General features: G+C 68.7%; 12 protein-coding genes. 10 read left to right on the top strand and 2 right to left on the bottom strand.

Going from position 1 to position 12,415, the window contains the following annotated elements; translation table 11 throughout:
• Positions 1 to 218: 218 nt before the first annotated feature.
• Genes OG609_RS04400 through OG609_RS04375 form a run of 6 tightly spaced genes read left to right on the top strand, consistent with a single transcriptional unit; the run spans position 219 to position 5,748 of the window.
• Entirely contained in the window at positions 219 to 1,829 is a 1,611-nt protein-coding gene (locus OG609_RS04400; protein WP_327271542.1) for a sensor histidine kinase, read from the top strand.
• A 2-nt stretch (positions 1,830 to 1,831) separates the two neighbouring features.
• Positions 1,832 to 2,239, top strand: coding sequence for a roadblock/LC7 domain-containing protein (locus OG609_RS04395; protein ID WP_327271541.1), 408 nt, complete (start codon positions 1,832 to 1,834; stop codon positions 2,237 to 2,239).
• A complete protein-coding gene (locus OG609_RS04390; RefSeq protein ID WP_327271540.1) occupies positions 2,236 to 2,601 on the top strand; it encodes a DUF742 domain-containing protein in 366 nt (121 codons plus the stop codon). Before OG609_RS04395 ends, OG609_RS04390 begins: the two co-directional genes overlap by 4 nt.
• A complete protein-coding gene (locus OG609_RS04385; protein WP_327271539.1) occupies positions 2,579 to 3,187 on the top strand; it encodes a GTP-binding protein in 609 nt (202 codons plus the stop codon). The genes OG609_RS04390 and OG609_RS04385 overlap by 23 nt, the downstream gene beginning before the upstream one ends.
• On the top strand, positions 3,184 to 4,458 hold the full coding sequence (locus OG609_RS04380) for a cytochrome P450 (RefSeq protein ID WP_327271538.1): 1,275 nt from the start codon (positions 3,184 to 3,186) through the stop codon (positions 4,456 to 4,458). Before OG609_RS04385 ends, OG609_RS04380 begins: the two co-directional genes overlap by 4 nt.
• Before the next feature lie 57 nt (positions 4,459 to 4,515).
• Positions 4,516 to 5,748 carry a cytochrome P450 family protein gene (locus tag OG609_RS04375; protein WP_327271537.1) on the top strand — a complete coding sequence of 411 codons (1,233 nt, stop codon included), beginning with the start codon at positions 4,516 to 4,518 and terminating at the stop codon, positions 5,746 to 5,748.
• 191 nt (positions 5,749 to 5,939) lie between these two features.
• Here OG609_RS04375 and OG609_RS04370 read toward each other — a convergent pair whose 3' ends face one another.
• Together OG609_RS04370 and OG609_RS04365 are read right to left on the bottom strand one after the other, a co-directional pair.
• Positions 5,940 to 7,526: a M48 family metalloprotease gene (locus OG609_RS04370; protein WP_327271536.1), complete on the bottom strand. Its 1,587-nt coding sequence runs from the start codon at positions 7,524 to 7,526 to the stop codon at positions 5,940 to 5,942.
• A gap of 167 nt (positions 7,527 to 7,693) precedes the next feature.
• The gene (locus OG609_RS04365) at positions 7,694 to 8,218 is read right to left on the bottom strand and encodes a hypothetical protein (RefSeq protein WP_327271535.1); all 525 of its coding nucleotides are present in this window, start codon (positions 8,216 to 8,218) and stop codon (positions 7,694 to 7,696) included.
• A 602-nt stretch (positions 8,219 to 8,820) separates the two neighbouring features.
• On the opposite strand from OG609_RS04365, the gene OG609_RS04360 reads away from it, so the two are divergent.
• The 4 genes from OG609_RS04360 (at position 8,821) to OG609_RS04345 (ending at position 12,403) form a co-directional block, all read left to right on the top strand.
• Positions 8,821 to 10,797, top strand: coding sequence for an ATP-binding protein (locus OG609_RS04360; protein ID WP_327271534.1), 1,977 nt, complete (start codon positions 8,821 to 8,823; stop codon positions 10,795 to 10,797).
• Positions 10,798 to 10,804: 7 nt separating this feature from the next.
• On the top strand, positions 10,805 to 11,239 hold the full coding sequence (locus tag OG609_RS04355; RefSeq protein WP_266355709.1) for a roadblock/LC7 domain-containing protein: 435 nt from the start codon (positions 10,805 to 10,807) through the stop codon (positions 11,237 to 11,239).
• A 2-nt stretch (positions 11,240 to 11,241) separates the two neighbouring features.
• Entirely contained in the window at positions 11,242 to 11,613 is a 372-nt protein-coding gene (locus OG609_RS04350) for a DUF742 domain-containing protein (protein ID WP_327271533.1), read from the top strand.
• Positions 11,614 to 11,842: 229 nt separating this feature from the next.
• Entirely contained in the window at positions 11,843 to 12,403 is a 561-nt protein-coding gene (locus OG609_RS04345) for a GTP-binding protein (protein WP_327277937.1), read from the top strand.
• The last annotated feature ends 12 nt before the right edge of the window (positions 12,404 to 12,415 follow it).

Below are 12,415 nucleotides of genomic sequence, written 5' to 3'. Positions count from 1 at the left end.
GCTGAAGCGGATCGAAGATACGATCTTCAGACAACCTCTTGCGCAGGAGTGGTTCCTCTCATGAAGACGATGACGAACCGGGGCGATGCCGACAGGTCGCCCGGGTTCGCGGACCCCCGTGCTGCCACCCGCCCGGTCCTCCCCCCACCGCACATCGCTTGATGTCCGACGCCTGGCTTCCACCAGACATCGACTTATTGCCGAATCAAAGGTTTTCCATGGCCCGTTCCCCCGCGCCCATTGTCAAACCCCGTAGGAGCAACGGCCTTTGGGCGGTGTCTCTCGTGCTCACGCTCCTTGCCTTCTCAGGAGCCGTGGTGCCCGTCGCAGGCGTCGGCGTGGCCGCGACCGTGGCATACGCCGTGGCTTTTCTGCTGGTCTTCGCCTGCCTCGTGCACCTGCGCAGGCAGCACCGAGCGAGCGTGGCCGAAGCCACCCGTCTGGGTGCCGAGATACGTGAGCGTGAGGCGGAAACCGCACGCCGTGACGCCGACTGGCACGCATATGTACGTACGCAGTCAGAAGCGACACTCCAGGAGGCGGAGTTCCTCCTGGAGGAGCGGCTGCCTGCCGCTCTCGGCAGGAGCGGGATTCCCGCATCGCGGGACAGTTCGGAGCCACTCGTCCGGGAGCTCTCCAAGCGCTTCGACCAGCTGCTCACGGATGTGTCCGAGGCGATCGACAACCGCGAGGAGTCGCAGCGCATCGCGTTGGTCGAGCTGGCGAGCAGAGTCCAGACCTCGGCACACCGAATTCAGGCGACGATCACGGGTGTGGCGGAGCGTCACCCGGGCGACGCAGACCTGCTCGAGGCCACCATGCATGTGGACCACGCGGCGACTCAGCAGGCGCGACACGCCCAGAGTCTCAAGGTGCTGTGCGGGGAGTGGCCCGGCCAGCAGTGGCAGAAGCCGCTGGCGCTGGTCGATGTGGTGCGGGCCGCCTCGGGCCGGATCGTCTCGTTCAAGCGTGTCGAGGTCACCGGTGACCCGGATGTCGGCATCACCGCATCGGTGGTCGAACCACTGATCCATCTCATCGCGGAGCTGCTCGCCAACGCGACCGAGTACTCACCGCCGAGGACCAGCGTGCCCGTCACGGTGCGGACCGTGCAGCGTGGTGCGGTCATCGAGGTGGATGACGGCGGCCTGGGCCTGGACGAGTACCGGCTGGCCGAAGCACGTGACATCGTCTCGGGCCGCCGCCTTCTCGGCGTCGGTGATGTCGGCGAGATCCCGCAGACCGGCTTCGCAGTCGTCGGCCGCTTCGCCCACCGGCACGGTCTCAGTGTCGATCTGGGTCCGTCGCCGTACGGAGGTGTCCGCGCGGTGATCCTCGTGCCGCTGGAGCTCCTGAAGACCCTCGCGCCCGCCGGAGTGCCCGGCGGGCGGGTACTTCCCACACCGCCGCCCGCTCCGCCGTCACCATCACCGGCCGTGCCCTCCGCCGACGTCACCCCGGCCGCCCCCGGCCGCACCGTTCCTGCGCAAGCCCCGGCTCCGGCGGCCGAACCCGCCCCATCGCCCGAGCCGCCCCGGGAGGCGGACCGGTCCGATTCGCTCCCGCCTGCCACCGATGGTCCGGCCGCACGTCACCACCGGTTGCCCCAGCGCAGGTCTCGACGTGACGGATACGTCCCCGCGGTGGAGGAGGCGCCGACCGCTGTCACTCCGCCGGGTTCGCCGGAGGACGCCGGCGACTGGATGGGGCAATTCTTCGAAGGCGGCCGGACCACGCCCCCCGCATCCGGCTCCGCTCCCGGTCACGACCCGCACGACCCCCCGTACGACTCCTCCGCCACCCCCGATTCCTCGAAAGGACAGATGTGAGCATGAATTACGTGGAGAACCCGGAGCAGCGTGGCTGGATGATCTCCGAAGTCGCCGCAGTGCCCGGCGTACGGCTGGCGATCGTCTTCAGTTCCGACGGTCTGCTGTTGGCCAACTCGGAGGGCATGGACCGCGACTCCGCCGACCGGTTGTCGGCGAGCTGCTCGGGTCTTCAGTCCCTCGGCCGCGGTCTCGGACGGGAGTTCGGTGAGGACGGCGGCGCCGTGCACCAGCAGATGGTGGAGTTCAACGGCGGTTTCCTGTTTATGCGCAGTGCCGACGGAGCACATCTCGCCGTCGTGACGGGCCCCGTGATCGACCCGAAGCTCGTCGCCCGGCAGATGCAGGCGCAGGTGATGAAGATCGGGGCGCGCAATCTCAGCAGCCCGCCGCGCCAGGGCCCCGCGTGAGCGGGCCGGGAGCGGGGTTCTCGGACGGTGCGTTACGCCCGTACGTGATCACGAAGGGGCGCTCCCGGCCAACCCGTAACACGATCGGCGTCGAGACGCTCCTCGTGGCGATGGACCCCCTACGAGCCCTCCCTGTCTCCGCGACCAGGGAAGAGATCGCCCTCGTGCGCATGTGCGCGCAGCTGCTGTCCCTCGTGGAGGCCGCCGCTCATCTCGGGCTGCCGGTCAGCCTGGTGAGGGTGCTGGCGTCCGACCTCGTCGACAGCGGACATCTGTCCGCACGCTCCGGTGTTCCACGGGCCGCCCTGCCCGATAAGCAACTGCTACAGGAGGTACTGGATGGTCTCCGTCGGTTCCGCTGACCGCTACTTGCCCGACACGGTGCAGCAGGCCGTCAAGATCCTCGTCGTGGGCGCGTTCGGCGTAGGCAAGACCACGCTCGTCGGATCCGTCAGCGAGATCGAACCGCTGCGCACCGAGGAGGTGATGACGGCGGCGAGCGTGGGGGTCGACGAACTGGCCGGTCTGAGCGACAAGACGACCACCACCGTCGCCATGGACTTCGGCCGTGTCACGCTCAGCTCGCGACTGGTCCTCTATCTGTTCGGCACGCCTGGCCAGCGGCGGTTCTGGGATCTGTGGGAAGGGCTGGCCGAGGGCGCCCTCGGTGTGCTCGTGCTGATCGATACCCGCAGGCTGGAGGAGAGTTTCGACGTACTGGAGCAATTGGAGATCCGCGGGCTCCCGTTCGCGGTCGCGATCAATCAGTTCCCGGACAGCGAGCGCTACACCGACGACGAACTGCGCGGTGCGCTCGATCTGCTGCCCGAGACACCCATAGTGACCTGCGACGCGCGCGACCGCACCGCATCGGTCGATTCCCTGATCAGGTTGGTGGAACACGTATCGGGCACCCATGCGGCGCGCACCCTGGAGACAGCCCCATGAGCACTCTGCCGCCGCCGGGGTGCCCGGCGCACGCACAGCACGGCACCGGACTGCTTCAGCTGTCCGCAGTCGTCGGCTCGTCCGACCCACGTGCGGTCTACCGCAGGCTCCGCGAGGAGTGGGGCAGCGTCGCGAAGGTCGAGCTGGAGCCGGGAGTGCCTGCCTGGCTGGTCATGGGCTACCGGGAACTGCTGGTCATCACCCGGCAGGAGCAGCTCTACTCCCGCGACGCCCGTAACTGGCGCGACCTGAACGAGGGGGTCGTCTCGCCGCATTCGGGGCTCCTCCCGATGATGGGATGGCGTGCCAACGTCATCGGAGCCGACGGCCCCGAACACCGGCGGCTGCGCAAGCCTCTCGACGACGGGATCGCGCGGATGGACCAGCGCAGGGTGCGTCGTGAGGTGGAGGCGTTGTGCACGGATCTGATCGCGACGTTCTCCGAGCGTGGCAGCGCTGATCTGGTCAACGAATACGCCACGATCGTGCCGATGCTGTCGCTCGCTTCGTTGTTCGGCCTGGACAGCGAAGAAGGCCGGGAACTGCTCGACGCGCTCATCGCACTGTTCGGCAGCGCGGCGGACTCCCAGGCCGGCAACCGCGACTTCGAGCAGATCCTCCTCGATACGGTGCGAGAGCGGCGGAGCAATCCGACCGACGACATGACGACGGTCTTCATCAACCACCCCAACCTGCGCAACGAGGCGGAGCGCCTGCAGTCCATCGTCGTGATGATCTCCGCAGGAAACGAGACGGTCACCGCCTGGATCTCGCACACACTCCGGCTCATGCTCACCGATCCGCGTTTCGCCGCCCGCCTGCACGGCGGGAGGCTCGGAGTGGATGACGCGCTCGACGAGGCACTGTGGCGCGATCCCCCCATGAACAACATGCCCGCCCGGTACGCGCTTCACGACACCGAGCTGGGAGGCCGGTACATCCAGCGCGGCGACTGCCTCATCCTCGGGCACGCAGCCGCCAACGACGATCCCGAGGTCCGGCCGGAGGGTGCGGACGAAGGCTGGGGAAACCGCTCGCATCTGGCCTTTTCGGCCGGCCCGCATGTGTGTCCCGCACAGGTGCCCGCTCGGCTGATCACTCGTACCGCGGTGCAGACCGCTCTGCATCTGCTGCCGGACATGAGACTCGGCATTCCGGCGGACGAGGTGGCCTGGCGTCCCTCTCCCTGGACGAGGGTGCCGGTCGCACTGCCCGCGGAGTTCTCCGCGGCCCGTATCCCGGCCCGTATCCCTACCAGGACGGGTCGATGAACCCCGTATCCGACAGGACCACCGCACGGCGGGTCCTGAGATTAGGAGCAGTTCGGCATGACGCCACATATACCTGTCATCGCTCTGGATCCTCATGGCGCGGACCATCACGGCGAGGCCGCCAAGCTCCGTGAACTCGGCCCCGTGGTGCGGGTCCAGCTGCCCGGCGACGTGATGGCCTGGTCCGTGACGGATCACGCCCTGCTGAATGAGATGATCACCGACCCCCGCTTCAGCAAGGACTGGCGCAATTGGAACGCCATCATCCGAGGCGAGATTTCGGACGGCTGGCCCCTCATCGGCATGGTGAAAGTCACCAACATGGTGACCTCGGACGGCCAGGAACACCGCCGCCTGCGCAAACTCGTCACCCAGACCTTCACACCGCGCCGCGTCCAGGAACTGCGTCCCCGTATCCAGCAGATCGTGGACGACCTGCTGGATGACCTGCCTTCGCATGCCGCCGCCGACGGCAGTGTCGACCTCCGCCGTCACTTCGCGCACCCTGTGCCCATGCAGGTCATCTGCGAGCTGTTCGGTGTTCCGGCCGACGAGCGTCCCCGCCTGCAGGAGCTGATGGACAACATCTTCCGCTCCGATCTGCTGCCCGAGGAGGTCAGCGCCAGCCAGATCGAGCAGTACGAACTGCTGGCGCGGGTGGTCGAAGGCCGCAGGCGTGAGCCGGGAAGCGACCTCACCAGCGCGATGATCGCGGCCCGTGCCGGGAACCCCGACGCGCTCAGCGAGGAGGAGCTGGTCGGTACTCTGCTGCTCATGCTGTCGGCAGGGCAGGAGACCACCCTGAGCCTGATCACCAATGCGGTGCGCGCGCTGCTGACCCATCCCGACCAGCGGGAGATTGCCGTACGGGGCGACGCGGACACCTGGGCGAACGTGGTGGAGGAGACGCTGCGCTGGGACGCCCCGATTGGGAACTTCCCCTTCCGCTATCCCCTTGAGGACGTCGAGATCGCCGGGGTGCGCATCCCGAAGGGGGAGGCGATCATGGCTCCGTTCAGCGCTGTGGGGCGTGACACGGCCCAGCACGGCGAGGATGCCGACCGGTTCGACATCACCCGGGAACAGCGCAAGCACCTGGCCTTCAGTAACGGCCCGCACTTCTGCCTCGGCGCGCCGCTGGCGCGGCTGGAGGCCGCGGTGGCCCTGCCCGCAGTGTTCGAGCGGTACCCGGATCTCGCGATGGCAGTCGATCCGGACGCCCTCATCGCGGTGCCGTCCCTCTTCTCGAACAGTTCCTCGACCCTGCCTGTACGGCTCGGTAATATCTGACCCTGTGTGCGAGGCCCGGCGGAGCATGCTTGACGCTGATGGTCGATTCGGGCCCGGTTGCTTCGCCCCGTCGTTGTGCGGCGGGGCGAAGTGCTGCAAGGGGGCCCCTCGCGTGCACCCTGAGCATCGTCTGCGGCAGCTCGCCGCTTGAATGCTCGCTGCGGCTCGACCCCTGGGAGGCCGCCCGTCTCTCAGGGCCCGATCCGCCAAGACTGATCTGGGTGTGGGAGGGTCCGTGGTGGGTGCTCGGGCGGCTTTCGACCCCGTGCGGTGATGCGCCCGCTCAGCGGTACCACCGCGAGGGCGACGGTCGCAAGGACTCCGTACACCAAAGGGATCTTGGCATGCGTCACGGCCAGTACGCGTATCAGATAGGTGGGTACTCCTCGGTCACTCGCGTGGGGGGACGCTGAGAAGGTGAGTGCCAGGTCGGTGGGGTGGATCACGTAGGACAGGCCCAGCCCGAAGCTGAGCGGTACAAGGGCGCAGCAGATCACGCTGACCACGAGGAGTCCCCTGAGTCCGCCGCCTGCTGTGAGGGGAGCCCAGGCGCGCGCCGTGTACGCGAGCCACCAGGTGAAGACGTAGCTGCCGAGGAACAGGAGGAAGAGCCAGGCGGCCAGCTCGCCCGCAGGGGCTGACGGCCCCGTCTGGGGCATGCCGAGGTTGGTCGGCCTGGTGACCGTCCCGGTCACGAAACCGATCCCTGTGGCGACCGCTACCCGATGGGCACTGCTCAAGCCCCGGCCGAGGAAGAAGGCAGCCCACTCCGCGCGCCAGAGCCCGTACGCGGCCCCGACAGCCAGTGGCAGGGCAGCGGGCAGTGCTGCCAGGGGGTGACTAGGGGGGAGTCCAAGGAACCCGCTGGTGAAGGCGGTGACCGGGCCCTGCGCCATTGCGCAGACCAGGCCCAGCGCGAATCCCTCCCAGGGGACGAAGGAGAAGAGCGGAGTGGGGTCACGCAGTGCATCCAGGCGGCGGGCTGCCAGGGGGTGTGGGCGCAGGAACTCCACGGGAGGAACGGCGGCCTGGGAGTCCGTCTCGCGTTGCGTGGAGAGTACCGCTGTGAGTCTGGTCGCACCGTTCTCCCAGGAGGCGGCGCGGGCATCTGCGTGGAACTCGCGGCTGCGCAACACCGCGTTGCGGGTCAGTGGCACCGCCAGCCCGAAGACAAGCACTCCTGCGGCGGTGCCCAGGTAGAAAGAGGCCGGTCCTGCGGACGGATCCAGGGCAGCGAGCGGGAAGGCGAGAGTGACGGGGATTGCCACCATGCTGCTGAAGACCGAGGACGAGATCAGCGTGAGGTACGCGATGTCGACGTCGCGGTTCCGCAGGTGCGCCAGCTCGTGCAGGACGATCGCCCGGAAGGCTCCGGGGTCGGTGTGGTGCAGCGCGATCAGACCACGGCTGAGCAGGACATAACGCTTGCCCACCCTGCCGAAGGCGAGCGCGGTCACTCTTCCGTCGAGGAGATCCACCAGCAGGTTCACCCGCCGGTCCACGCCGACCGAACGCATCAGCCGAGCCAGCTCCTCCTGAATGCCCGGAAGCGTACGGGTGTTGAATGGGGTATAGCCCCTCCGGCGTATGCGCCAGCCAGGAAGGACCCAGTACACGAGGGCCACCAGGGCCCAGAAGCATCCCAGGACGCCGAGCTGGATCCACAGGAGAGCGGTGTCGGACAGGCCCCCGCACTGGGCGAGATGACTTGCGGCCTCTGTGTCACCTGAGGCTGCGCCCGGGGCGTACTTCTCGACGCACGCATGGGTGGCATCCATGCCGACCGCGCGGTCTCCGAGGAACGGCCGAGCCCAGAAGAGGCCGACCGAGATGACCGTTCCGGAGATAGCAATGATGAGGAGAGCGAAACGGAAAGTTGTGCCGGAGGGAAGCGAGAAAGGGGAGAGGGGAGAGGGCGTCGGCCGCGCACCGGCCGCCGCGGAACTCACTGTCCCGTGCCGGGATCCGCGGACCCTTCGCGCAGGGTGCTGTGGCCGCCGCCTTGTTCCTCACCGCTGTCCTGGGCGCTGCGCGCCAGGCCACCGACGAGAGCGTCCGCCAGCAACTCCGCACGCTCTGCGGAGAGCCCCAGCTCCATGCCTCGTTTCTGAGCGAGCTCGCGCAGCTTGCCCAGGTGAGCGTCGGGGACCGGCTCCAGGTCCGGAACGGACCGGGCCTGCCGCCTCCGTCCGAACCGGAACCAGTTCGTGGTTCGGTCCGCCGTCTGTACGGCAATATGCTGAAGCACCGAGGTGGTCACGGCTAACGCCACGCCCGATAACACCCCCACAACGGTCTCCAGCCCCATACCGACAGGGTCCTGAAGCGTCACCGCACGGCGGGGAACCGGCCGGGCGAAGAACGCCTCGGCCGTCTCGTCGAAGAGCTCCAGCTCTTCCGGCGCGATGTCAGCCACCGCCGAACGGGCAACCCGAGCGGTCTGCTCACGGTCGTAGTGATGGCGCAACATGGACACCTTTACTCCGAGCGGGCGCCGTCCGTGTCGACTGCCCTGAGAGTTCCATCTGGCGCTAGCACAAAGGGACTTGTCAAGATCTGGGGTGATCCGGCAGGAGCGGCACGGTGCGACTCAAGCGGCGAACGGTCTCTGAGACCCGTGTCTTCGCATGGTCGACGTCCGCGCCGGCCCTGCACGCCCGGTATCGTCCGGGGCCGGAAGTTCCGGGCCGGGCGAGCCCTTCGAGCCCGCGGGAACGCTTCCCGTCGATCCCTGGTGGCGGGCCGTGGCTGCCCCGATCGCACACCCCTGGCGCCGTACCGAGGGAACGGACGGTTCGCTCCCGTAGGCCGTTCGGGTCTCCGTCGACCAGGTGTCAATTTGGAGTGATCGGTCTCTTGTGCGAGAGGTCATACCAGAGCGGGACGGATGGCGGGCAAGTTCGACAACTGCCCGTCGCACCTGCGTGACTGGCGACTACCGTGTGTGTTCGGTGATTAACGGTGGGCTCATATCTTTCGAGCCTGCCCGACCGATGAACCCAGCCTGACCGACCACCGTAGGTGCCACCGCATGAACGCCGATTCCTGGTGCCCCACGTACCGAGGACACTGATGTCTCAACTTCGCGCACCCGAAGCGCGACCGGAACGCCGAGAGGGCGGACGGCACGGCCGACCGGGTGCCCGTTCCCACTCGGCCACGGCCAGGCCGCGTGCCGTCCAGCCATCCTCCGAAGCGCGTATACGCCCCCAACTCCTGCGCACCGCGGTGCTGCCGACCGTCGCCGCCGTGCTGAGCGGAGCCGCAGCGGTCATCTTCACCGTCCGCTCCACCGGAGCCCGGCCCTCCACCGAACTGTGGACCGCGCTGGGCGGGGCCGGTGCACTGTCCGTCGCCTCCGTGCTGGCCGCGTACTTGGCCGCCAACCGAGTCGCCACCACCGTCTTCGGCCGCTGCCTGGCGCTCCGCCGCGCCAGCGCACAGGGCCAGGCCGAACTTCAGCGGGTGGTGGAACAGCTCCGCAACGGCGAGCCCGTGCCCGCACGCAGGCCCGCGCGGCCCGCCGCACCCGGCAGCGACGCCTTCGAGCTGCTTGCGCAGGAACTCGGCCGCCAGCAGGAAGTTGCCGTGGCCGCGGTCATGCAGGCGTCCCGGCTCTCCGACCACACCGGCGAGGACCAGAAAGTCGAGGTGTTCGTCAATCTCGCCCGCCGACTGCAGTCGCTCGTACACCGAGAGATCCAGCTGCTCGACGAGCTGGAGCACGAGGTCGAAGACCCGGATCTGCTCAAGGGTCTCTTCCACGTCGACCATCTCGCCACCCGCATCCGCAGGCATGCCGAGAACCTCGCCGTCCTCGGTGGCGCCGTCTCCCGGCGCCAGTGGAGCAACCCGGTCACCATGACCGAGGTGCTGCGCTCGGCGATCGCCGAGGTGGAGCAGTACCCGCGGGTCAAACTGGTACCGCCGATCGACGGTACGCTGCGCGGACACGCCGTGGCCGATGTGATCCATCTGCTGGCCGAACTCGTGGAGAACGCCACCGTGTTCTCCGCCCCGCACACCCAAGTGCTGCTCCGTGCCCAGCAGGTCACCGCCGGACTGGCCCTGGAGGTCGAGGACCGGGGCCTGGGCATGCCGGGCAACGAGCAGCAGCGGATGAACGCCCTGCTCACCGACCCCGACCAGGTCAATGTGTCCCATCTCCTGCAGGACGGCCGGATCGGCCTGTTCGTCGTCGCCTCACTCGCCCGACGGCACGGCATCGCGGTCAGGCTGCAGAGCAACATCTATGGAGGCACGCAGGCCGTACTCGTCCTCCCGCAGTCCCTGCTGGGCGTGGACGGGGACGCTCCGGCCGAGGCCGACGCGGCGCCGGTCCCGCCCCCGGGGCCCGTGCACCGTCCGCCGGCCGAGGACGACACCGGAAGCCATCGCAAGCCGAACCCGACCCTGAATCCCGGACCGGGCGCCGGTCCGGGCCCGTCACCGGGCCCGCAGGCGAGCGCCAACCGGCAGCCGTACGTACCCACTCAACCGCTTCGCCTGCATCAACCCCCCCAGCAGGCGAGACGCGAGGGCGAAGCCCCACCGCTCCCACTGCGCGCCGAGCGCCTCGACCGCCCCACCCCGCCCGAGGCCCGCCCCGGAATCCGGCGCACGGACGAAACCGCTACGGCGCTCCACTCCGAGCCCGGAGTCGTACGAGGCACCATGGGCAGGCCTCAACTCCCCAGGCGCGCCCACCAGGAGCACCTGGTTCCGCAGCTCAGGGAGGCACCGGCCCCGCGCACCGAGGACGAACAAGCCCTCCACGACCCGGGACTCATGGCAGCCTTCCGGCGGGGCATCGAACTCGCGGAGGCCCGGAGCGAATCCGAGGCGGACACCGAACGGGGCCCGGACACGAGCCTCGAAACGGCGGCCCCGCAGACCTGGCAGGCCCAGAACCCGCCCGGACCGCTGCCGGTCCGCGGACTCGTCGCGACCGTCGCACCGCGCCACCCGTCCCCGGCACCGGGTCCTTCCTTGGATCAGGACGCGGCCCCAGCCACCGACCCTCTCGAAGCGAATGCCTCCAAGGAGTAGATGCACCATGGCGACCGATATGCCGTCCGGTCAGGTCTCGGACCTCGACTGGCTGCTGAGCGGACTGGTCCAGCGCGTGCCGTACACACGCAGCGCAGTCCTCCTCTCCGCCGACGGGCTGGTGAAATCCCTCCACGGCATGGACGCCGACAGCGCCGACCACATGGCGGCGCTGGCCGCCGGCCTGTACTCGCTCGGCCGCAGTGCCGGCGCGCGCTTCGGCGACAGCGGCGACGTAAGACAGGTGGTGGTCGAGCTCGACTCGACGCTGCTGTTCGTCTCCACCGCCGGGTCGGGCACCTGCCTCGCCGTTCTCGCCGGCCGCGAGGCGGACGCGGCGGTGCTCGGCTACGAGATGACCATGCTGGTCAAGAGCGTCCGGCCCTATCTGATGACTCCGGCGAGACAAGCGGCCGGGACATCGAGCGCCGCGGGGTTGTGAGGGTGTCGGTTCCGCAGGACGGGCCGTTGCTCGACGACGCGGCAGGCCGGCTCATCCGCCCGTACACCGTGAGCAACGGCCGTACCCGTCCGACGACCGTGCTCGACCTGCTCTCCCTGGTGATGGCCACCGGGACCGAGCCGCAGATCCATCTCGGTCCCGAGCACTCCGTCGCGCTGGGGCTGTGCGGCGGCCCCACCTCGGTGGCCGAGATCGCCGCCCATCTGCGGCTGCCCGCAGTCGTCACCAAGGTGCTCGTCTCCGACCTGGTGGACTGCGGGGCAGTCACCGCGCACCCGCCCGCCTTCCATGACATGCCCACCGACCGATCTCTGCTGGAGGCAGTGCTCGATGGCTTACGACGACAGCTCTGATGGCTTCGGCAGCTCCGCCGCGTACGAGAACAGCGCAGGCTCCGAAGGCTTCGGAAGCCACGCAAGCCACGCAAGACATCGCCATCTGCAAGGCTACGGCGACCCCCGTGGTGCCTATGGCTCCGGCGACACCCATGTCTTCGGTGGCCGTCATGACGCCGGTGGAGCCGCCGGAACCGGTGGAGCCCATGACTCCGGTGGCTCCGAAGGTTTTCCCGTCGCGCTCAAAGTGCTGGTAGCAGGCGGGTTCGGCGTCGGCAAGACGACCTTCGTCGGCGCGGTCAGCGAAATCGCACCGCTGAGCACGGAAGAGCTGCTGACCCAGGTCAGCGCCGCCACCGACAGCCTCGACGGCATCGAGTCCAAGACCTCCACCACCGTGGCGATGGACTTCGGCCGCATCACGCTCGACGAGCAGCACGTGCTCTATCTGTTCGGCACCCCCGGCCAGGAACGCTTCTGGTTCATGTGGGACGAACTCTCCCACGGGGCGCTCGGAGCGGTCGTGATCGCGGACACCCGCAGGCTCGCGGAGTGCTTCGCCGCCGTCGACTTCTTCGAACGGCGCGGCATCGGATTCATCGTCGCGGTGAACGAGTTCGACGACGCCTACCGCTACGCGCCCCAGGAAGTACGGGCCGCGCTCGACCTGGGGCCGGACGTGCCGGTCGTGCTCTGCGACGCCCGGATCGCCAGCTCCGGTACCGGGGTACTGGTCACACTGGTCCAGCACCTGATCAACGCCACCTCCGCCCCGGCCCCCTTGTCCGGCTTCGGAGCACACCCGTGACCCTGCATGTCG

Source organism: Streptomyces sp. NBC_01224 (genome assembly GCF_036002945.1).
Classification (GTDB): domain Bacteria; phylum Actinomycetota; class Actinomycetes; order Streptomycetales; family Streptomycetaceae; genus Streptomyces.
This window is presented reverse-complemented; position numbering and strand designations above follow the sequence as displayed.

Bases quoted from the DNA above. Each gene is read 5' to 3' on its own strand.
- OG609_RS04400 (WP_327271542.1), top strand. From the start codon at position 219: ATGGCCCGTTCCCCCGCGCCCATTGTCAAACCCCGTAGGAGCAACGGC.
- OG609_RS04395 (WP_327271541.1), top strand. From the start codon at position 1,832: ATGAATTACGTGGAGAACCCGGAGCAGCGTGGCTGGATGATCTCCGAA.
- OG609_RS04385 (WP_327271539.1), top strand. From the start codon at position 2,579: ATGGTCTCCGTCGGTTCCGCTGACCGCTACTTGCCCGACACGGTGCAG.
- OG609_RS04380 (WP_327271538.1), top strand. From the start codon at position 3,184: ATGAGCACTCTGCCGCCGCCGGGGTGCCCGGCGCACGCACAGCACGGC.
- OG609_RS04375 (WP_327271537.1), top strand. From the start codon at position 4,516: ATGACGCCACATATACCTGTCATCGCTCTGGATCCTCATGGCGCGGAC.
- OG609_RS04370 (WP_327271536.1), bottom strand. From the start codon at position 7,526: ATGGATGCCACCCATGCGTGCGTCGAGAAGTACGCCCCGGGCGCAGCC.
- OG609_RS04365 (WP_327271535.1), bottom strand. From the start codon at position 8,218: ATGTTGCGCCATCACTACGACCGTGAGCAGACCGCTCGGGTTGCCCGT.
- OG609_RS04360 (WP_327271534.1), top strand. From the start codon at position 8,821: ATGTCTCAACTTCGCGCACCCGAAGCGCGACCGGAACGCCGAGAGGGC.
- OG609_RS04355 (WP_266355709.1), top strand. From the start codon at position 10,805: ATGGCGACCGATATGCCGTCCGGTCAGGTCTCGGACCTCGACTGGCTG.